Source organism: Streptomyces sp. B8-7 (genome assembly GCF_058833805.1).
The window spans coordinates 1,569,710-1,589,294 of record NZ_JBYRRL010000001.1 but is presented as its reverse complement, the minus strand read 5'-3'; the positions used below and the strand labels follow the sequence as shown (position 1 = coordinate 1,589,294).

17 protein-coding genes are annotated in these 19,585 nt (G+C 71.9%); 8 read left to right on the top strand and 9 right to left on the bottom strand.

Features of this window, described 5'->3' with window-relative positions; translation table 11 throughout:
- Window positions 1-2 precede the first annotated feature (2 nt).
- The 6 genes from AC5K6T_RS06605 to AC5K6T_RS06580 form a co-directional block, all read right to left on the bottom strand.
- Window positions 3-1,259 (bottom strand): cysteine desulfurase, encoded by a 1,257-nt coding sequence (locus AC5K6T_RS06605; protein WP_493206447.1) that lies wholly within the window; start codon window positions 1,257-1,259, stop codon window positions 3-5.
- 88 nt (window positions 1,260-1,347) lie between these two features.
- Complete coding sequence (gene sufC, locus AC5K6T_RS06600) at window positions 1,348-2,112, bottom strand: Fe-S cluster assembly ATPase SufC (RefSeq protein ID WP_493206445.1); 765 nt, start codon at window positions 2,110-2,112, stop codon at window positions 1,348-1,350.
- A gap of 7 nt (window positions 2,113-2,119) precedes the next feature.
- A complete protein-coding gene (locus AC5K6T_RS06595; RefSeq protein ID WP_493206444.1) occupies window positions 2,120-2,437 on the bottom strand; it encodes a non-heme iron oxygenase ferredoxin subunit in 318 nt (105 codons plus the stop codon).
- Window positions 2,434-3,654 carry a Fe-S cluster assembly protein SufD gene (gene sufD / locus AC5K6T_RS06590; RefSeq protein WP_493206442.1) on the bottom strand — a complete coding sequence of 407 codons (1,221 nt, stop codon included), beginning with the start codon at window positions 3,652-3,654 and terminating at the stop codon, window positions 2,434-2,436. The genes AC5K6T_RS06595 and sufD overlap by 4 nt, the downstream gene beginning before the upstream one ends.
- Before the next feature lie 87 nt (window positions 3,655-3,741).
- The gene (gene sufB, locus AC5K6T_RS06585; protein WP_493206440.1) at window positions 3,742-5,163 is read right to left on the bottom strand and encodes a Fe-S cluster assembly protein SufB; all 1,422 of its coding nucleotides are present in this window, start codon (window positions 5,161-5,163) and stop codon (window positions 3,742-3,744) included.
- A complete protein-coding gene (locus AC5K6T_RS06580; RefSeq protein WP_493206438.1) occupies window positions 5,160-5,903 on the bottom strand; it encodes a helix-turn-helix transcriptional regulator in 744 nt (247 codons plus the stop codon). Before AC5K6T_RS06580 ends, sufB begins: the two co-directional genes overlap by 4 nt.
- A gap of 289 nt (window positions 5,904-6,192) precedes the next feature.
- Here AC5K6T_RS06580 and AC5K6T_RS06575 point away from each other — a divergent pair, with 289 nt between their 5' ends.
- The 3 genes from AC5K6T_RS06575 to AC5K6T_RS06565 all read left to right on the top strand — a co-directional run bounded on the left by AC5K6T_RS06575 (window position 6,193) and on the right by AC5K6T_RS06565 (window position 8,996).
- On the top strand, window positions 6,193-7,116 hold the full coding sequence (locus AC5K6T_RS06575) for an ABC transporter ATP-binding protein (RefSeq protein ID WP_493206437.1): 924 nt from the start codon (window positions 6,193-6,195) through the stop codon (window positions 7,114-7,116).
- Complete coding sequence (locus AC5K6T_RS06570; RefSeq protein WP_493206435.1) at window positions 7,113-7,883, top strand: ABC transporter permease; 771 nt, start codon at window positions 7,113-7,115, stop codon at window positions 7,881-7,883. The genes AC5K6T_RS06575 and AC5K6T_RS06570 overlap by 4 nt, the downstream gene beginning before the upstream one ends.
- Window positions 7,884-7,952: 69 nt before the next feature.
- Window positions 7,953-8,996 (top strand): COX15/CtaA family protein, encoded by a 1,044-nt coding sequence (locus tag AC5K6T_RS06565; RefSeq protein WP_493206433.1) that lies wholly within the window; start codon window positions 7,953-7,955, stop codon window positions 8,994-8,996.
- Between the two features lie 36 nt (window positions 8,997-9,032).
- Here AC5K6T_RS06565 and AC5K6T_RS06560 read toward each other — a convergent pair whose 3' ends face one another.
- The 3 genes from AC5K6T_RS06560 to AC5K6T_RS06550 form a co-directional block, all read right to left on the bottom strand.
- Entirely contained in the window at window positions 9,033-10,139 is a 1,107-nt protein-coding gene (locus AC5K6T_RS06560; RefSeq protein ID WP_493206432.1) for an amidohydrolase family protein, read from the bottom strand.
- A gap of 579 nt (window positions 10,140-10,718) precedes the next feature.
- Window positions 10,719-11,039 (bottom strand): hypothetical protein, encoded by a 321-nt coding sequence (locus AC5K6T_RS06555; RefSeq protein WP_493206431.1) that lies wholly within the window; start codon window positions 11,037-11,039, stop codon window positions 10,719-10,721.
- 174 nt (window positions 11,040-11,213) lie between these two features.
- Entirely contained in the window at window positions 11,214-12,164 is a 951-nt protein-coding gene (locus AC5K6T_RS06550) for a heme o synthase (protein ID WP_493207389.1), read from the bottom strand.
- Window positions 12,165-12,613: 449 nt separating this feature from the next.
- Between AC5K6T_RS06550 and tkt the strand changes: the two genes are divergently transcribed.
- From tkt to pgl, 5 genes are read left to right on the top strand one after another with little or no spacing between them, the layout of a single operon-like run.
- Window positions 12,614-14,722: a transketolase gene (gene tkt / locus AC5K6T_RS06545; protein ID WP_493206429.1), complete on the top strand. Its 2,109-nt coding sequence runs from the start codon at window positions 12,614-12,616 to the stop codon at window positions 14,720-14,722.
- A gap of 33 nt (window positions 14,723-14,755) precedes the next feature.
- The gene (gene tal, locus AC5K6T_RS06540; protein ID WP_493206428.1) at window positions 14,756-15,874 is read left to right on the top strand and encodes a transaldolase; all 1,119 of its coding nucleotides are present in this window, start codon (window positions 14,756-14,758) and stop codon (window positions 15,872-15,874) included.
- A 3-nt stretch (window positions 15,875-15,877) separates the two neighbouring features.
- Window positions 15,878-17,401, top strand: a complete 1,524-nt coding sequence (zwf, locus tag AC5K6T_RS06535; protein ID WP_493207387.1) for a glucose-6-phosphate dehydrogenase — start codon at window positions 15,878-15,880, stop codon at window positions 17,399-17,401.
- A complete protein-coding gene (gene opcA, locus AC5K6T_RS06530; RefSeq protein WP_493206427.1) occupies window positions 17,398-18,531 on the top strand; it encodes a glucose-6-phosphate dehydrogenase assembly protein OpcA in 1,134 nt (377 codons plus the stop codon). The genes zwf and opcA overlap by 4 nt, the downstream gene beginning before the upstream one ends.
- Window positions 18,528-19,310 carry a 6-phosphogluconolactonase gene (gene pgl / locus AC5K6T_RS06525; protein ID WP_493206425.1) on the top strand — a complete coding sequence of 261 codons (783 nt, stop codon included), beginning with the start codon at window positions 18,528-18,530 and terminating at the stop codon, window positions 19,308-19,310. The genes opcA and pgl overlap by 4 nt, the downstream gene beginning before the upstream one ends.
- Window positions 19,311-19,585: the final 275 nt, after the last annotated feature.

Here is a 19,585-nt window from a genome sequence, read left to right as displayed (position 1 = left end):
CGTCAGCCGAAGAAGTTCCGGACATGCTCCAGGCCCTCGACCAGCGCGTCGATCTCGGCCGGGGTGGAGTACAGATAGAACGACGCTCGTGTGGTCGCGGGAATTCCGTACCGCAGGCAGACCGGACGGGCGCAGTGGTGGCCGACCCGGACCGCTATGCCCTGCTCGTCGAGGACCTGGCCCACGTCGTGCGGGTGGATGTCGCCGAGGGTGAAGGAGATCGCCGCACCGCGGTCCTCGGCCGTGGCCGGGCCGATGATCCGCAGGTCGGGAACCTCCCGCAGGCGCTGCACCGCGTACTCGGTCAGCGCGTGCTCATGGGCGAGGACCCGGTCCATGCCGATCGAGTCGAGGTAGTCGATCGCCGCGCCCAGTCCGACCGCCTGGGCGATCGGCGGGGTGCCCGCCTCGAACTTGTGGGGTGCCGGGGCGTAGGTCGAGGAGTGCATCGACACCGTCTCGATCATCTCGCCGCCGCCGAGGAACGGAGGCAGGTCCTCCAGGAGTTCCTGCCGGCCCCACAGGACGCCGATGCCGGTCGGGCCGCACATCTTGTGGCCGGTGAAGGCCACGAAGTCGGCCTGGAGGGCCTGCACGTCCAGCGGCATGTGCGGGGCGGCCTGCGAGGCGTCGACGCAGACCAGCGCGCCGACCTCCTGGGCACGGCGCACGATCGCCTCGACCGGGTTGACCGTGCCGAGGATGTTCGACACCAGCACGAAGGAGACGATCTTCGTCTTCTCGGTGATGACGCGGTCGATCTCGGACAGGTCGAGGCGGCCGTCGTCGGTGAGGCCGAACCACTTCAGCTTCGCGCCGGTGCGCTGCGCGAGCAGCTGCCACGGCACGATGTTGGAGTGGTGCTCCATCTCCGTGATGACGATCTCGGTGTCGCTGTCCACGCGGTAGGGCTCGTCGGCCCAGCCCAGCATGTTCGCCACGAGGTTGAGCGACTCGGAGGCGTTCTTGGTGAAGATCACCTCGTCGCGGCTGGGCGCGTTGACGAACGCGGCGACCTTGTCGCGCGCGCCCTCGTACAGCGCCGTGGCCTCCTCGGCGAGGACGTGCACGCCGCGGTGGACGTTGGCGTTGTAGCGCTCGTAGTACTCGCTGAGCGCGTCGATCACCTGGCGCGGCTTCTGGCTGGTCGCCGCGTTGTCCAGGTACACGAGCTTCTTGCCGTCGTGGAGCGCCCGGTCGAGGATCGGGAAGTCCTTGCGGAGCGCCTCGGTGTCGAGGAGGCCCGGCAGCTGTGTCACGCCCTGCCCCTTTCGTTCGTTTCTCCGCCCGCGAGGCGGGCCTGCGGGTCGCAGGCCGTCCGCGGGCCGGTCGCCGCGCGCGCGTCCCTCACAGGGTTGCGGCGCCCTTGGTGTAGGCCTCGTAGCCCTCGGCCTCCAGCTTGTCGGCGAGCTCGGGGCCGCCGGACTCGACGATCCTGCCGCCCGAGAACACATGGACGTGGTCGGGCTTGATGTAGCGCAGGATGCGGGTGTAGTGCGTGATCAGCAGGGTGCCGACCTCGCCGGTCTCGCGGACCCGGTTGACGCCCTCGGAGACGATGCGCAGGGCGTCGACGTCGAGGCCGGAGTCGGTCTCGTCGAGGACCGCGATCCTCGGCTTGAGAAGCTCCAGCTGGAGGATCTCGTGGCGCTTCTTCTCACCGCCGGAGAAGCCCTCGTTGACGTTGCGCTCGGCGAAGGAGGGGTCCATGTTGAGGCGCTGCATGGCCTCCTTGACCTCCTTCACCCAGGTGCGCAGCTTGGGGGCCTCGCCGCGGACGGCGGTGGCGGAGGTGCGCAGGAAGTTGGAGACCGAGACGCCGGGGACCTCGACCGGGTACTGCATGGCGAGGAAGACGCCGGCGCGGGCGCGCTCGTCGACGGACATCTCCAGGACGTCCTCGCCGTCGAGGGTGACGCTGCCGCCGGTGACGGTGTACTTGGGGTGGCCCGCGAGGGAGTAGGCGAGCGTCGACTTGCCCGAGCCGTTGGGGCCCATGATGGCGTGCGTCTCGCCCTGCTTCACGGTGAGGTCGACGCCCTTGAGGATCTCCTTCGTGGCGTTGTCGGCCTCGACGGTGACGCGCAGGTCTCGGATTTCAAGCGTAGCCATGGGTGCCTCAGGACTCCTGGTTGAGGGAGACGAGCACGTCGTCCCCTTCGATCTTTACGGGGTATACGGGGACGGGGCGCGTCGCGGGAAGACCGGACGGCTTGCCGGTGCGCAGGTCGAAGCTGGAGCCGTGCAGCCAGCACTCGATCTGGCAGTCCTCCACCTCGCCCTCGGACAGCGAGACGTTCGCGTGCGAGCAGATGTCGTAGATCGCGAACACCTCGCCCTCGGTGCGGACGACGGAGACGGGCGTGCCGTCGAGTTCCACCCGCCGGGGGGTGTCCGTCTCCAGCTCGCTCAGCGCGCAGGCGCGTACGAAGGTCATGCGACCGACGCCTCCAGCTCCTCTTCGATCTTGGCGAGGAGGCGCTCCTCGATGTCGGTGACACCGATCTGCTGGACCAGCTCGGCGAAGAAGCCGCGGACCACCAGGCGGCGGGCCTCGTACTCGGGGATGCCGCGCGCCATCAGGTAGAACAGCTGCTCGTCGTCGAAGCGGCCGGTGGCGGAGGCGTGGCCGGCGCCGACGATCTCGCCGGTCTCGATCTCCAGGTTGGGCACCGAGTCGACGCGGGCGCCGTCGGTGAGCACCAGGTTGCGGTTCATCTCGTAGGTGTCGGTGCCCTCGGCGGCCGCCTCGATCAGCACGTCGCCGATCCACACCGCGTGGGCGTCGTCGCCCTGCAGGGCGCCCTTGTAGACGACGTTGGAGGTGCAGTGCGGCACGTTGTGGGTGACCAGCAGGCGGTGCTCCTGGTGCTGGCCGGCGTCGGTGAAGTAGAGGCCGAACAGCTCGGCCTCGCCGCCGGGGCCGGCGTAGCTGACGCGCGGGTGCAGGCGGACGACGTCGCCGCCGAAGGTGACGACGACGGACTTGAAGGAGGCGTCGCGGCCCACCCGGGCGTTGTGCTGGGCGACGTGGACGGCCTTGTCGTCCCAGTCCTGGACGGAGACGACGGTCAGCTTCGCGCCGTCGCCGAGGAGGTAGTCGACGTTCGTGGCGAGCACGGCGTCACCGGTGTGGTCGATGACGACGACGGCCTCCGCGAAGGCGCCCAGCTCGATCACCTGGTGGGCGAAGGCGGTGCCGCCCTCGCCGTGCACGGCGATGCGGATCGGCTCGCTGAGCACGGTCTCCTTCGGCACGGTCACGACCGAGGCCTTCTCGAAGGCGCTGTAGGCCTGGGCGGCGACCCGGTCCACCGGGGTGCCCGCCGCGCCGAGCCGGGCGTCGTCGCGGCCGACGGTCTCGACGACGACGCCCTCGGGGGCCTGGACGTCGACCTTCACGCCGTCGCCGGTCGCGGCGGCGGTGCCGTCGTGGAGGCCGCGCAGCCGCTCCAGCGGCGTGAACCGCCACTCCTCCTCACGGCCGTGCGGCACGGGGAAGTCCGCCACGTCGAAGGACGGGGGCGCGCTCATGCGCGAGACGACGGTCGACTCGGCGGCGACCGCGATCGAGCCGGCGGTGGTGGAGCCCACCGGTGTTGGTCCCCCCGCCCGGGCGGAGTCGGGGGTGGGGGAGTTCTGGGCCTCAGCCATGGCTGTCGGTCTGCTCTCTTTCCTGCGTTGCGGTCCTCGGCCCGCGGTGCGCGCGGGCCTCCTGCTGCTGAACCGGGGCGTCGGGGGTCAGCCGACGGCGCCTTCCATCTGCAGCTCGATCAGCCGGTTGAGTTCAAGGGCGTACTCCATGGGCAGCTCCTTGGCGATCGGCTCGACGAAGCCGCGCACGATCATCGCCATGGCCTCGTCCTCGGACAGGCCGCGGCTCATCAGGTAGAAGAGCTGGTCCTCGGAGACCTTGGAGACGGTCGCCTCGTGGCCCATGGAGACGTCGTCCTCGCGGACGTCGACGTAGGGGTAGGTGTCGGAGCGGGAGACGGTGTCCACGAGCAGGGCGTCGCACAGCACGTTGGACTTCGAGCCCGGGGCGCCCTCGCCGATCTCGATGAGACCGCGGTAGGAGGTGCGGCCGCCGCCGCGCGCCACCGACTTGGAGACGATGTTGGAGGACGTGTTCGGCGCCATGTGGACCATCTTGGCGCCGGCGTCCTGGTGCTGGCCCTCGCCCGCGAAGGCGATGGAGAGGGTCTCGCCCTTGGCGTGCTCGCCCATCAGGTAGACGGCCGGGTACTTCATCGTCACCTTGGAGCCGATGTTGCCGTCGATCCACTCCATGGTCGCGCCCTCGTAGGCGACGGCGCGCTTGGTGACCAGGTTGTAGACGTTGTTCGACCAGTTCTGGATGGTCGTGTAGCGGCAGCGGGCGTTCTTCTTGACGATGATCTCGACGACCGCGGAGTGCAGCGAGTCCGACTTGTAGATCGGGGCGGTGCAGCCCTCGACGTAGTGCACGTAGGCACCCTCGTCGACGATGATCAGGGTGCGCTCGAACTGGCCCATGTTCTCGGTGTTGATCCGGAAGTAGGCCTGGAGCGGGATCTCCACGTGCACGCCCTTCGGCACGTAGATGAAGGAGCCGCCGGACCACACGGCGGTGTTCAGCGCGGCGAACTTGTTGTCGCCGGCCGGGATGACGGTGCCGAAGTACTCCTGGAAGAGCTCGGGGTGCTCCCTCAGCGCGGTGTCGGTGTCGAGGAAGATGACGCCCTGCTCCTCCAGGTCCTCGCGGATCTGGTGGTAGACGACCTCCGACTCGTACTGCGCGGCGACGCCGGCGACCAGGCGCTGCTTCTCCGCCTCGGGGATGCCGAGCTTGTCGTACGTGTTCTTGATGTCCTCGGGAAGGTCCTCCCAGGACTCCGCCTGCTTCTCCGTGGAGCGCACGAAGTACTTGATGTTGTCGAAGTCGATGCCCGACAGGTCCGAGCCCCAGCTCGGCATGGGCTTCTTCGCGAAGAGCCTCAGGCCCTTGAGGCGCAGCTTGGTCATCCACTCCGGCTCGGACTTCTTGTCCGAGATGTCGCGGACGACCGCCTCGTTCAGACCGCGCTTCGCGGCAGCACCGGCCTCGTCGGAGTCGGCCCAGCCGTATTCGTACTTGCCCAGGCCCTCCAGCTCGGGGTGGGCAGTCTCCGTGGGGAGAGTCATGCGGGGTTCCTCCCGGCCGTGCTTGCGGATGCGTTGTGGGAAATCTTGGGGATGAACGTCGTGCACACGCCGTCGCCGTGGGCGATCGTCGCGAGCCGCTGGACGTGGGTCCCCAGCAGCTCGGCGAAGAACTCCGTCTCCGCCTCGCACAGCTGGGGGAACTGCTCCGCGACGTGGGCCACCGGGCAGTGGTGCTGGCACAGCTGCTCCCCCACGGGTGCGCTGCGCGCCGTAGCAGCGTACCCGTCGACGGTCAGCGCCCTGGCCAGCGCTTCGGCCCGCCGGTCGCGGGACACTCCCTCGACGGCCTTGCGGTAGGCGTCGGCGTGCGCGGCGATGCGGGCGCGGGCGAAGGCGGCGACCGCGTCGCTGCCGCCCTCCTGCTCGGAGATCCAGCGCAGGGCGTCCTTGGCGAGCGTGTCGTAGGACTGGTCGAAGGCGTCCCGCCCGCAGTCGGTGAGGGCGAAGACCTTGGCGGGCCGGCCCCGGGTGCGGGTGCCGTAGACCCGCTGCTCACGGGCCTCCACGACGTCGTCGGCGGCGAGTGCGTCGAGGTGGCGGCGGACCGCGGCCTGGGTGAGGCCCAGCCGGCCGGCCAGCTCGGCGACGGTCGACGGCCCGTGGTCCAGGATCGACCGCGCGACCCGGTTGCGCGTGGAACGGTCCGAGCGCAACGCGGTCGCGAACTCTTCCTGGGGCGCCCCCGCGGGGGTCTCCGGAGCCTCGCCGACGTTTTTCACAACGCCATTGTTGCGTAATTCGTCAGAGCCGGGCAAGCGGCGCCCGGCCGGCGAGCGGTGCCCTGCATCACTTAGGTAAACCTAATCCGACCTGCGGAAACGATCTCCGGCCGACCGGTTCCGGCCGGCCCCGCCGTCCCGGCCGCACCCCCTGTGACCGGCCCCGTCATCCCGTCCGGCCGGCCCCGTCGGCCCTCTCTCCGCGCCCGGGGGCGGCTCCGGCGCGCCCCGGTCCGGGTTCACGCACCCGGCTGCCTGAGCCCCCGCGCGCGTACCTAGACTCAGGCCCATGCGAACCGATCCCGTCCTCCAGGTGCAGGCCCTGGTGAAGCGGTACGGCGACACGACCGCGGTGGACGGCCTCGACCTGGTGGCCCGGCCGGGGGTCACCGCCGTCCTCGGCCCCAACGGCGCCGGCAAGACCACCACGGTCGAGACCTGCGAGGGGTACCGCAGACCGGACTCCGGGACGGTCCGCGTCCTGGGCCTGGACCCGGTGCGGCAGGCCGGCGAGCTGCGCCCGCGGATCGGCGTGATGCTCCAGTCCGGCGGCGTCTACTCCGGTGCCCGCGCCGAGGAGATGCTCCGCCACGTCGCCCGCCTGCACGCCCACCCGCTCGACGTGGACACGCTGATCGACCGCCTCGGGCTCGGCTCCTGCGGCCGTACCTCCTACCGCAGGCTCTCCGGCGGCCAGCAGCAGCGGCTCGCGCTCGCGATGGCCGTGGTCGGACGGCCCGAGCTGGTGTTCCTCGACGAGCCCACCGCCGGTCTCGACCCGCAGGCCCGCCGCGCCACCTGGGACCTGGTGCGCGACCTGCGCGACGACGGCGTCTCCGTGGCGCTCACCACCCACTACATGGACGAGGCGGAGCAGCTCGCCGACGACGTCGCGATCATCGACGCCGGCCGGGTCATCGCCCAGGGGTCGCCCGAGGAGCTGTGCCGCGGCGGCGCGGAGAACACCCTCCGCTTCACCGGCCGCCCCGGCCTCGACGTGGGCTCGCTGCTCAAGGCGCTCCCCCCGGACAGCGCCGCCGCCGAGCTCACCCCAGGGTCCTACCGGGTCACCGGCACGGTCGACCCCCAGCTGCTGGCCACCGTCACCTCCTGGTGCGCGCAGCACGGGGTGATGCCGGACCGCATCTCGGTGGAGCGGCACACGCTCGAAGACGTCTTCCTGGAGCTCACCGGCAAGGAGCTGCGGTCATGACCGCCACCGGCACCTACGCGCCGCGCCCCGGCGCCGCACCACTGCCCCGCATGATCGCGGCACAGGCGGCACTGGAGACCCGGATGCTGCTGCGCAACGGCGAGCAGCTGCTGCTGACGGTCGTCATCCCGACGCTGCTGCTGGTGCTGTTCAGCACGGTGGACGTCGTCGACACCGGGGACGGCAGGGCGGTGGACTTCCTCGCGCCCGGCATCCTGGCGCTCGCCGTGCTGTCCACCGCCTTCACCGGCCAGGCCATCGCCACCGGCTTCGAACGCCGCTACGGCGTGCTGAAGCGGCTCGCCGCCTCACCGCTGCCGCGCTGGGGCCTGATGACCGCCAAGACGGTGTCCGTACTGGTCACCGAGGTCCTCCAGGTGCTCCTCGTGACGGCGATCGCGCTCTCCCTGGGGTGGAGCCCGCACGGCAGCCCGCTGGCCGTCCTGCTGCTGCTGGTCGTCGGCACGGCCGCGTTCTCCGGGCTCGGGCTGCTGATGGCGGGCACGCTCAGGGCGGAGGCGACCCTGGCCGCCGCCAACCTGGTGTTCCTGCTGCTGCTGGTGGGCGGCGGGGTGATCGTGCCGCTGGACAGGTTCCCGGCCGGTGCGCAGGACGTCCTCGCACTGCTGCCGCTGTCCGCGCTCTCCGACGGGCTGCGCGACGTGCTGCGCGACGGCGCCGGGATGCCGTGGGGCGACCTCGGCGTCCTCGCCGCGTGGGCCGCCGTCGCACTGGCCGCCGCGGGCCGCTTCTTCCGCTGGGAGTGACCGTCCGGGAGCGGTGGCCGCCGCGGCGCCGGCCCCGCTCCGACGTGCCCGGGGACCCCTCGTGAACGCATGCACAAGCGCGCCTCTTACGATGGGCGGGTGCCGAACCTGACCCGCGCCGACGCCGCAGCCGCCGCGCGCAACCCGCTCGCCTTCCTCGCCGCACGCTGGACGCCCGACCCCCGGACGGTCCGGCGGGCGGCGCTCGCCGCGCTCGTGATGTCCGTCGCCATCGTCGTGACCGGCGGCGCCGTCCGCCTGACCGGCTCCGGACTGGGCTGCCCGACCTGGCCCAAGTGCACCGCGGACTCGCTGACCACCACCGGCGAGATGGGCCTGCACGGGGTGATCGAGTTCGGCAACCGCCTGCTGACGTACGTGCTGTGCGCGGCCGTCGGCTGGGCGATCGTCGCCGCCCGCTGCGCCGAGCCGCGCCGGCGCGGTCTGAGCCGGCTGGGCTGGGCGCAGTTCTGGATCGTGATGGGCAACGCGGTCCTCGGCGGCATCGTGGTGCTCGTCGGCCTCAACCCGTACACGGTCGCGGCCCACTTCCTGCTCTCCAGCGCCCTCATCGCGGTGGCCACGGTGATGTGGCAGCGCGCCCGCGAGGGCGACGAGGCGCCCCGGCCGCTGGTCGGCCGGTCCGTGGAGCAGCTGGTGTGGGCGCTGGTCGCCGTCACCGTGCTGCTGATCGCCGTCGGCACCGTCGTCACCGGCGCGGGCCCGCACGCCGGTGACTCCAGCGAGGTCGCACGGATGCCGCTGGACTGGGAGGACGTCAGCAAGCTGCACGCCGTCCTGGCCTGGATCGTGGTCACGCTGACCTTCGCTCTGTGGTTCGTGCTCAAGGCCGTCGACGCCCCGCCCGGCCCGCTGGCCCGCGCCCGGGAGCTGTTCTGGGTGCTGCTCGCGCAGGGCGTCGTCGGCTACGTCCAGTACTTCACCGAGTTGCCCGAGATCCTGGTCGGCGCCCACATGCTCGGCTCCTGCCTGGTGTGGATCGCCGCCCTGAGAGTCCTGCTCTCCCTCCGCGAACGCCCCACCGCCCCCGTCCCCGGCCTCCCCCTTCAGCCCCACGAGGCCACCAGCCCGTCGATCGCGGGCCCCCGGTGAGGCACACCACGGTTCCGGCCGGCCGCTGACGGTGAGTCACTGCAGGGCGTAGACGCGGCGGGCGTTGCCTGCGGCGATCAGGCCGGCCACGCGCTGGGCGTCGCCCGCGGACCAGGCGCCCTCGGCGACCCAGCCGCCCAGGACCCGCCCGAGGGCCTCATGGAAGAGCCGGGCGGCGACCACGTGCAGTTCCGGCAGGCCGTGCGCACCGCTGGAGAACAGCACCTTGCCGAAGGGCGCCAGCTCCAGGGTCTCGGCCAGCACCGCGGCGGCGCGCGCGCCGGTGCGGGCCGGCGCCGCACCCGGGTCGGCGTACACGTGCGGGAAGACCGCGGCCAGGTGCGCGGTGTGCCGGTGGTAGGGGTAGCCGTGCAGCAGCACCAGGTCCGTGCCCAGGCCCGCGGTGGCCCGGACGAAGTCCGTCAGCAGGACCGGGTCCGTACGCTCGCCGCGCAGGCCGGACCCGCCCAGCCCGGCGTGCAGCTGGAGGGGGCGCCCGGAGGCGATCGCGATCCACAGCAGGTGCCGCAGCAGCACCGGGTCCGCCAGCTCGCCGCCGACGGCGCGGCCGGCCAGCCAGCGCCCGGCCGCACTGCGCACCTCACCCGGTCCGGGCGGTTCCGGGGCCAGCGCGAGGCCGTGCCGCGCACCGGCGTGGGAGGTGAAGGCCACCGCGTGCGCGGTGGCGCCGTGCACCGACTCCGCGAGGTTGGCCAGAAACGACTCCACGGTCCCGGAGGTGTCGGCGACCTGTTCCGCCAGCTGCTCCAGCCGGACGATCTCCCGCGTCTCCGCGCCCGCGACGGCCGCCATCTCGGCCGGGCCGGTCAGGTCCCCGGGCAGCCCCGTGTCCACCAGGTACGTCGTGATGCCGCTGCCCCGCAGCAGCCGGCGGCCGGCCTCCAGCACACCCAGTTCACGGCGCCTGGCCAGGTAGCGGGCCGGGGCGCAGTGGGGCTCCAGGCCCAGCAGGGGCGGGCACCAGCGCCGCACGGCGAAGCCGGTCTGCGTGTCGAACAGCGTGGTCCCGGCGGCGGGCGGGCCCTCGGTGCGGGCCAGTCGGGCCTCGAACGTGCCCAGGCCCAGCTCCGCCCGCAGCACACCGTGGCAGTACTGGTCCACGAGGGACGGCGTGTCGATCATCCCGGGCTCCCCCCGTGGTGGACGTGTCGCTCCTACACGTCCTAACGGGTGACCCCAGGGCGGGGGTGCGCCCCCGGCCAGCCCGCCTCAAGGACACCCGCCCCCAAGGGGCGCGGGGAACTGCGCGAACAGCCACCACACACCGCAGCCGACCCACGACGGACACCACCCCCAAGGGGCGCGGGGAACTGCGCGAACAGCCACGACGGACCCGCAGCCAGCTCACGACGGACACCACCCCCAAGGGGCGCGGGGAACTGCGCGAACAGCCACGACGGACCCGCAGCCAGCTCACGACGGACACCACCCCGAAGGGGCGCGGGGAACTGCGCGAGGAACGACGACGGACCCGCAGCCGACCCACAAGGGACACCCGCCCCCGAGGGGCGCGGGGAACTGCGCGACCGGCCACCACACACCCGCAGCGGCCCGACGGCCCGACGGCCCCTCGACCTGTCGCCCCGACGCCGGCAGCGGCCTCACCACCGCGAGGCGCCCCGCACCGGCCGATGCAGAGCAAGGCAGGGCAGGGCAAGGCAGGGCAGGGCAGGGCAGGCCAGGGCCACGGGCGGGCCCGGATCAGCCCCCGATCTGGATCCCGGCCATCCGCTTCCACTCGTACGGCCCGGTCGTCATCTTCGCGGCGAACTCCCCGTCGAAGTCCTCGTGAACCGTGATCCCGGCCCGGGTGACCGCCTGCTGGGCGATGTCCAGCGTGGGGGCGACCAGATTGCCCCACTCCCCGTCCTCGCCGACGAGAGCGATCCGCGCACCGCGCTCACCGAGGTAGGCGACCTGCCCCTCGGCACCACCGTGCGCCGCGGCGAAGGTGCTGATCTGCTTGGCGAGCCGCGCGGCCTTGCGCTCGGCCCTCGGGTCAACCTGCTGCGTGTCTGCCATGCACAGGATGCTACTCACCGGTAGATCACCTGGCGAGACCGGACCGCTGTGACGTCCGTCGGCCTCCGCGAGTCCCTCGGCCGCACGGCCGCCGGCCCGCCGGCCCGCCGGCCCGTCGGCCCGCCGGCACGGCAGCACCGCGGGCCGCCGCAGGACGCACGGCGGCACCCCGCGTCAGCGCAGGAAGGGGTCCACCGCGACCGCGACGAACAGCAGCGAGACGTAGGTGATGGACCAGTGGAACAGCCGCATCTCCTTGAGCCCTGCCCCCGTCACCTCGGCCTTGGCCCGGCTGCGCAGGGCGTGTGCCTCCCACAGCCACCAGCCGCCCGCGGCGAGCGCGACCACGGTGTAGAACCAGCCCGTGTACCCGAGCGGGGTGAGCAGCAGGGAGACGCCGACCATGACCCAGCTGTAGAGGACGATCTGCTGGGCGACGGCCTTGTTGGAGGCGATCACCGGCAGCATGGGCACGCCCACGCGCGCGTAGTCGTCCTTGACCTTCATGGACAGCGGCCAGTAGTGCGGCGGCGTCCAGAAGAAGATCACCAGGAAGAGGATGACCGGAGCCCAGGACAGGGAGTCCTTCACGGCCGTCCAGCCGATCAGCACCGGCATGCAGCCGGCGATGCCGCCCCAGACGATGTTCTGCGAGGTGCGCCGCTTGAGGATCATGGTGTAGACCACGACGTAGAAGAGCAGCGCGCCGAGCGAGAGCCACGCGCTGAGCCAGTTGACGGCGAGGCCGAACAGCAGCGTGGAGACCACCGCGAGGGCGATGCCGAAGGCCAGGCACTCGCGCGGGCCGACCATGCCGGTCACCAGCGGCCGCTGCGAGGTACGGTCCATCAGGGCGTCGATGTCGCGGTCGATGTACATGTTCAGGGCGTTGGCGCCGCCCGCCGAGAGGTAGCCGCCGACGCAGGTCAGCAGCACCAGACGCAGATCGGGTACGCCCTGTTCGGCGAGGAACATCACCGGAACCGTGGTGATCAGCAGCAGCTCGATGATCCGCGGCTTGGTCAACGCCACGAAGCCCTTGACACGGGCCCCCAACGGCCGGTGGCTCGGGATCTGGCTCGTCCCGATCCCCGCTGGACGGGATTCAACGGCCGTCACGCACACCCCTGACAGAGACATCCCAGCAAGCCCCCCGCGGTGTGAAGTCCCGGTAAAGCTCGCGCGTACCACGCCACTGTAGACGTTGCCCAGACCCGGACATTCGCGGGGGTGGGGTCGTGTTGGCGAGCCCGGCCGACGGCACCCGCCGGGGTGCGGTCGCGGGCCCGTCCGGGCCTCCGGGCGGGGGGCGCGGACCCCACCCGCGAAAGGGCGCGTACCGGCTCGGTTGAGCAGTCAGATGAGCGCGTCCGTATTCACTTGCCGAGTGCCGTACAGCCCGGTCGGGAGGCGGATCCCCGCCAGTCCCGGCAGTCTGGAATGACCCGAAAAAACGCACGTACTTACGGGGGTAGGCTCAACCTCGGCCGGTGCGCGTCGAGCGCATCGGAGGCCGGTGGACGAGCGCCCGGATCACCGGCTACCCGACATGTGGAGAGGAGCCCTGACTCAGGGTGAGCACCAAGCCGACCACCACAGACTTCGAGTGGACCGAGGTGGACCAGCGGGCCGTCGACACCGCGCGCGTCCTGGCCGCCGATGCCGTACAGAAGGTCGGTAACGGCCATCCGGGTACGGCGATGAGCCTGGCACCTGTCGCCTACACCCTCTTCCAGAAGGTGATGCGGCACGACCCCGCCGACGCCGACTGGGTCGCCCGGGACCGCTTCGTGCTGTCCGCCGGTCATTCGTCCCTGACCCTCTACACCCAGCTCTACCTGGCCGGCTTCGGCCTGGAGCTGGACGATCTCAAGGCGTTCCGCACCTGGGGCTCCAGGACTCCGGGTCACCCCGAGTACGGCCACACCGTCGGCGTGGAGACGACCACCGGCCCGCTGGGCCAGGGTGTCGCCAACGCCGTGGGCATGGCCATGGCCGCCCGCTACGAGCGCGGCCTGTTCGACCCGGAGGCCGCGCCGGGCGAGTCCCCGTTCGACCACTTCGTGTACGTGATCGCCGGTGACGGCTGCCTTCAGGAGGGCATCTCCGCCGAGGCGTCCTCGCTGGCGGGCCACCAGAAGCTCGGCAACCTGGTCCTGCTGTGGGACGACAACCACATCTCGATCGAGGGCGACACCGAGACCGCGGTCTCCGAGGACACGGTGCGCCGCTACGAGGCCTACGGCTGGCACGTGCAGCGTGTGGAGCCGCAGGCCAACGGCGACCTGGACCCGAAGGCGATCTTCGAGGCGATCGAGCGGGCCAAGGCCGTCACCGACCGGCCGTCCTTCATCGCCATGCGCTCGATCATCGCCTGGCCGGCCCCCAACGCGCAGAACACCGAGGCCGCGCACGGCTCGGCGCTCGGCGACGACGAGGTCGCGGCCACCAAGCGCGTCCTCGGCTTCGACCCGGAGCAGACCTTCGAGGTCTCCGAGGAGGTCATCGGCCACACCCGCGGCGCCCTGGAGCGCGGCCGCACGTTCAGGGCGGAGTGGGAGAAGGCCTTCCAGGCCTGGCGCGACAGCAACCCGGAGCGCGCCGCCGAGTTCGACCGCATCAGCAAGGGCGAGCTGCCCCTGGGCTGGGAGGAGAAGCTCCCGGTCTTCGAGCCCGGCAAGGGCCTGGCCACCCGTGCCGCGTCCGGCAAGGTGCTCCAGGCGCTCGGCGCGGTCGTCCCGGAGCTGTGGGGCGGTTCGGCCGACCTGGCCGGCTCCAACAACACCACCATCGACAAGACGTCCTCGTTCCTGCCCGCGGACAACCCGCTGCCCGAGGCCGACCCGTACGGCCGCACCGTGCACTTCGGCATCCGCGAGCACTCCATGGCCGCGGAGATGAACGGCATCGCGCTGCACGGCAACACCCGCATCTACGGCGGCACCTTCCTGGTGTTCTCCGACTACATGCGCAACGCCGTACGCCTGTCGGCGCTGATGCACCTGCCGGTGACGTACGTGTGGACGCACGACTCCATCGGCCTCGGCGAGGACGGCCCCACCCACCAGCCGGTCGAGCACCTGGCCTCGCTGCGCGCCATCCCGGGCCTGAACGTGGTCCGCCCGGCCGACGCCAACGAGACCGCGATCGCCTGGCGCGAGATCCTCGGCCGCTGGACGAAGGAGTTCGGCAAGGGCCGGCCGCACGGCCTCGCCCTCACCCGCCAGGGCGTACCGACGTACGAGCCCAACGAGGACGCCGCGCGCGGCGGCTACGTCCTGGCCGAGGCCTCGGGAGACGCCCCCGAGGTGATCCTCATCGCCACCGGCTCCGAGGTGCACGTCGCCGTAGAGGCGCGCGAGCGCCTGGAGGCCGACGGCGTCCCGACCCGCGTGGTGTCCATGCCGTGCGTGGAGTGGTTCGAGGAGCAGGACCGGGGGTACCGGGACAGCGTCCTGCCGCCGTCGGTCAGGGCTCGGGTCGCGGTCGAGGCCGGCATCGGTCTGACCTGGCACAAGTACGTGGGGGACGCCGGCCGCATCGTCTCCCTGGAGCACTTCGGTGCCTCCGCGGACGGCAAGCTCCTCTTCCGCGAGTACGGCTTCACCGCCGAGAACGTCGCCGCGACCGCGGCCGAGTCACTCGCCGCCGCCCGGGAATCGGACGCCGCCGCCCGGCGCTGACGCTCACATACGACACGTAGGAGATGTAATTCCATGACAGACGCACTCAAGCGCCTCTCCGAAGAAGGCGTGGCGATCTGGCTGGACGACCTGTCCCGCAAGCGGATCACGTCCGGCAACCTCGCCGAACTGATCGACCAGAGCTACGTCGTGGGCGTCACCACCAACCCGACGATCTTCCAGAAGGCGATCTCGTCCGGTGACGGCTACCAGCAGCAGCTCGCCGACCTCGCGACCCGCAAGGTCACCGTCGAGGAGGCCGTGCGCATGATCACCACGGCGGACGTCCGCGACGCCGCCGACATCCTGCGCCCGGTGTTCGACGCGACCGGCGGCCAGGACGGCCGGGTCTCCATCGAGGTGGACCCGCGCCTGGCCCACAACACGGCCGCGACCATCGCCGAGGCCAGGCAGCTGGCCTGGCTGGTCGACCGGCCCAACACCCTGATCAAGATCCCGGCCACCAAGGCGGGCCTGCCGGCCATCACCGAGGTGATCGGCAACGGCATCAGCGTCAACGTCACGCTGATCTTCTCGCTGGAGCGCTACCGCGAGGTGATGGACGCCTACCTGGCCGGCCTGGAGAAGGCGAAGGAGAAGGGCCTGGACCTCTCCCTCATCCGCTCCGTGGCGTCCTTCTTCGTGTCCCGCGTGGACACCGAGATCGACAAGCGTCTCGACGCGCTCGGCGGCGACGAGGCCAAGGCCCTGCGCGGCCGGGCCGCGGTCGCCAACGCGCGCCTGGCCTACCAGGCGTACGAGGAGGTCTTCTCCTCCGAGCGCTGGAGCAAGCTGGAGAACGCGGGCGCCAACAAGCAGCGTCCGCTGTGGGCCTCCACCGGAGTGAAGGACCCGGCGTACAAGGACACCCTGTACGTCGACGACCTGGTGGCGCCGAACACGGTGAACACCATGCCGGAGGCCACCCTGCTGGCCACCGCGGACCACGGCTCGGTCACCGGCGACGCCATCGCCGGCACCTACGAGCAGGCGCGTGCCGATCTCGACGCCGTCGAGAAGCTCGGGATCGCCTACGACGACGTGGTCCAGCTCCTGGAGGACGAGGGCGTCGAGAAGTTCGAGGCGTCCTGGAACGATCTGCTGACCTCGACAGAGGCGGAACTGAAGCGCCTCGCTCCCTCGGAGGGCTGAGCACTGTCAAGCAGCAACCCGCTGCGTGACCCCGCAGACCGACGGCTCCCGCGTATCGCGGGGCCGTCGGGCCTGGTCATTTTCGGCGTCACGGGCGATTTGTCACGAAAAAAGCTGATGCCTGCCGTGTACGACCTCGCGAACCGGGGCCTGCTGCCGCCGGGCTTCTCGCTGGTGGGCTTCGCCCGCCGCGAGTGGCAGCACGAGGACTTCGCACAGGAGGTCCACGACGCCGTCAAGGAGCACGCCCGCACCCCCTTCCGCGAGGAGGTCTGGCAGCAGCTCATCCAGGGCATGCGCTTCGTCCAGGGCACCTTCGACGACGACGACGCCTTCGAGAGGCTGCGCGCCACCATCGACGAGCTGGACAAGGCCCAGGGCACCGGCGGCAACTTCGCCTTCTACCTGTCGGTGCCGCCGCGCTCCTTCCCGGTGGTGATCCAGCAGCTGAAGAAGCACGGCCTCGCCGACCAGCAGGGCGGTTCCTGGCGCCGCGCGGTCATCGAGAAGCCGTTCGGCCACGACCTGAGGTCGGCCGAGGAGCTCAACAAGGTCGTGCACGAGGTCTTCGCCCCGGAGCAGGTCTTCCGCATCGACCACTACCTGGGCAAGGAGACCGTCCAGAACATCCTGGCACTCCGGTTCGCCAACACGATGTTCGAGCCGATCTGGAACCGGTCCTTCGTCGACCACGTCCAGGTCACCATGGCCGAGGACATCGGCATCGGCGGCCGCGCCGGCTACTACGACGGGATCGGCGCCGCCCGCGACGTCATCCAGAACCACCTGCTCCAGCTGCTGGCCCTGACCGCCATGGAGGAGCCCGCCTCCTTCGACGCCGACGCGCTGGCCGCCGAGAAGACCAAGGTGCTCGGCGCCGTGAAGCTCCCCCGCGACCTGGGCCGCAGCACCGTGCGGGCCCAGTACGCGGCCGGCTGGCAGGGCGGCGAGAAGGCCGTCGGCTACCTGGAGGAGGAGGGCATCGACCCGGCTTCCAAGACCGACACCTACGCGGCGATCAAGCTGGGCATCGACAACCGCCGCTGGGCGGGTGTCCCCTTCTACCTGCGCACCGGCAAGCGGCTGGGCCGCCGGGTGACGGAGATCGCCGTCGTCTTCCAGCGCGCACCCCACTCCCCCTTCGACACCACCGCGACGGAGGAGCTGGGCCAGAACGCGATCGTGATCCGCGTCCAGCCCGACGAGGGCGTCACCGTCCGCTTCGGCTCCAAGGTGCCCGGCACCTCGATGGAGATCCGGGACGTGTCCATGGACTTCGCGTACGGCGAGTCGTTCACGGAGTCCAGCCCGGAGGCCTACGAGCGGCTGATCCTGGACGTCCTGCTCGGCGACTCCAACCTCTTCCCGCGCACCGAGGAGGTCGAGCTGTCCTGGCGGATCCTCGACCCGATCGAGGAGTACTGGGACCGGCACGGCAGGCCCGCGCAGTACCCGGCCGGCACCTGGGGCCCCGTCGAGGCGGACGAGATGCTCGAACGAGACGGACGGAGCTGGCGCCGGCCATGAACATAGACCTCACCGACACCACTGCCAGCAAGATCAACAAGGCGTTGGTGCAGGGCCGCCGCTCCATCGGCTCCCCGGCCGTCGGCATGGTCCTCACCCTCGTGATCGTCACCGACGAGGAGAACGCCTACGACGCCCTGCGCGCCGCCAGCGACGCCTCGCGCGAGCACCCCTCGCGCACCCTGGTCGTCATCAAACGCGTCTCGCGCACCTCCCGCGACCGCACCAGGTCCCGGCTCGACGCCGAGGTCCGGGTGGGGGCCGAGGCGGGTGCCGGCGAGACGGTCGTCCTGCGGCTGTACGGCGAGGTGGTCGACCACGCCCAGTCGGTCGTGCTGCCGCTGCTGCTGCCCGACGCCCCCGTCGTCGTCTGGTGGCCGGTGGACGCGCCCCTGGACCCGGCCGCGGACCCGCTGGGCGCGCTCGGCCAGCGCCGGGTGACCGACAGCTACGCCGGCGAGGAACCCGTGCGGGGCCTGACCGCCCGCGCCGGGAGCTACACCCCCGGGGACACCGACCTGGCGTGGACCCGGATCACACCCTGGCGCTCGATGCTGGCCGCGGCCCTGGACCAGGTGACCTGCACGGTGCGGGGCGTGGAGGTCGAGGGCGAGGAGTTCAACCCGAGCTGCGAGCTGCTGGCGATGTGGCTCGCGGACCGGCTGGAGGTGCCCGTGCGGCGCTCGGTGTCGGGCGGCCCCGGCCTGACCGGGGTGCGGATGGACACCGACTGCGGCCCGATCAGCCTCGACCGCGCCGACGGCACGCTGGCGACCCTGTCGATCGACGGCCAGCCGGACCGCGCGGTGGCGCTCAAGCGCCGCGACACGGCCGACCTGATCGCCGAGGAGCTGCGCCGCCTGGACCCGGACGACACGTACGCGTCCGCCCTGCGGTACGGGGTGGAGCGGCTGACGGTGGCCGGGCCCCCGCGCGGCGGTGGCGGTGCGCCGGCCCCCGGAGGGGAGCCGGCCGAGGCCGGGGAGGCGGAGTCCGGCCCGTCGGCCGCGGCACAGGAGCCCCCGGCCGACGGCACCGCCGCGGCCGGACCCGCGGCCGGTCCGGCTTCCGCCTCCAGCCCGGAGAAGACCGCCCGGAAGACGACTTCGCGGAAGGCGGCGACGACATGAGCACTCCCCAGCTCGTGGTGCACCACGACAAGGAACTGATGGCGCAGGCCGCTGCGGCCCGACTGATCACGAAGGTGGTCGACGCGCAGTCGTCCCGGGGTTCGGCGTCGGTCGTGCTCACCGGCGGACGCAACGGCAACGGCCTCCTCACCGCCCTCGCGTCCGCCCCGGCCCGCGACGCCGTCGACTGGGGCCGGCTGGACCTCTGGTGGGGCGACGAGCGCTTCCTGCCCGAGGGCGACCCCGAGCGGAACGTCACCCAGGCCCGGGCGGCGCTGCTGGACTCGGTGCCGCTGGACCCGAAGCGGGTGCACGCGATGCCCGCGTCCGACGGCCTGCACGGCGCCGACGTGGAGGCCGCGGCGGCCGGCTACGCGGAGGAACTGGCCCGCGCCGCCGGACCCGAGAACCACGGCACGGTGCCCACCTTCGACGTGCTGATGCTGGGCGTCGGCCCGGACACGCATGTCGCCTCGCTGTTCCCGGAGCTGCCCGCGGTGCGCGAGACCGAGCGCACGGTGGTGGGCGTGCACGGCGCGCCGAAACCGCCGCCCACCCGGATCAGCCTCACCCTTCCGGCGATCCGTTCGGCGCGCGAGGTGTGGCTGCTCGCGGCCGGCGAGGACAAGGCCCAGGCCGCGGCGATCGCCCTGTCCGGCGCCGGGGAGATCCAGGCCCCCGCGGCCGGTGCCCGCGGCCGGCAGCGCACCCTGTGGCTGCTGGACGCGGCGGCGGCCGCCCGGCTGCCCCGTTCGCTGTACCCGCCGGCCTCGCCCTGACGCCTCCGGCGGGCCATCCGCACGCCGGGTCCCGTCCTGCGGTCGCGGGACGGGACCCGGCGTCGTCGTCCCGCCCCGGGCGGCCGGGTCGGCCCCGCCCACGGCCGGTGGCGGGAGACGCCGTCGGCACGGCTGCCGTCGGCACAGCGTCGTCGACGGGCTATGCGGTCGCCGGATCCGGTGGACGGACGATCCGGTGGACGGACGATCCGGTGGACGGACGATCCGGTGGGCGGGAGCCGCATGCGCTCGGGAAGTCCGTCGCAGCGACGCCG

Bases quoted from the DNA above. Each gene is read 5' to 3' on its own strand.
- sufC (WP_493206445.1), bottom strand. From the start codon at position 2,112: ATGGCTACGCTTGAAATCCGAGACCTGCGCGTCACCGTCGAGGCCGAC.
- AC5K6T_RS06595 (WP_493206444.1), bottom strand. From the start codon at position 2,437: ATGACCTTCGTACGCGCCTGCGCGCTGAGCGAGCTGGAGACGGACACC.
- sufD (WP_493206442.1), bottom strand. From the start codon at position 3,654: ATGGCTGAGGCCCAGAACTCCCCCACCCCCGACTCCGCCCGGGCGGGG.
- sufB (WP_493206440.1), bottom strand. From the start codon at position 5,163: ATGACTCTCCCCACGGAGACTGCCCACCCCGAGCTGGAGGGCCTGGGC.
- AC5K6T_RS06575 (WP_493206437.1), top strand. From the start codon at position 6,193: ATGCGAACCGATCCCGTCCTCCAGGTGCAGGCCCTGGTGAAGCGGTAC.
- AC5K6T_RS06570 (WP_493206435.1), top strand. From the start codon at position 7,113: ATGACCGCCACCGGCACCTACGCGCCGCGCCCCGGCGCCGCACCACTG.
- AC5K6T_RS06565 (WP_493206433.1), top strand. From the start codon at position 7,953: ATGCACAAGCGCGCCTCTTACGATGGGCGGGTGCCGAACCTGACCCGC.
- AC5K6T_RS06560 (WP_493206432.1), bottom strand. From the start codon at position 10,139: ATGATCGACACGCCGTCCCTCGTGGACCAGTACTGCCACGGTGTGCTG.
- AC5K6T_RS06555 (WP_493206431.1), bottom strand. From the start codon at position 11,039: ATGGCAGACACGCAGCAGGTTGACCCGAGGGCCGAGCGCAAGGCCGCG.
- tal (WP_493206428.1), top strand. From the start codon at position 14,756: ATGACAGACGCACTCAAGCGCCTCTCCGAAGAAGGCGTGGCGATCTGG.
- opcA (WP_493206427.1), top strand. From the start codon at position 17,398: ATGAACATAGACCTCACCGACACCACTGCCAGCAAGATCAACAAGGCG.
- pgl (WP_493206425.1), top strand. From the start codon at position 18,528: ATGAGCACTCCCCAGCTCGTGGTGCACCACGACAAGGAACTGATGGCG.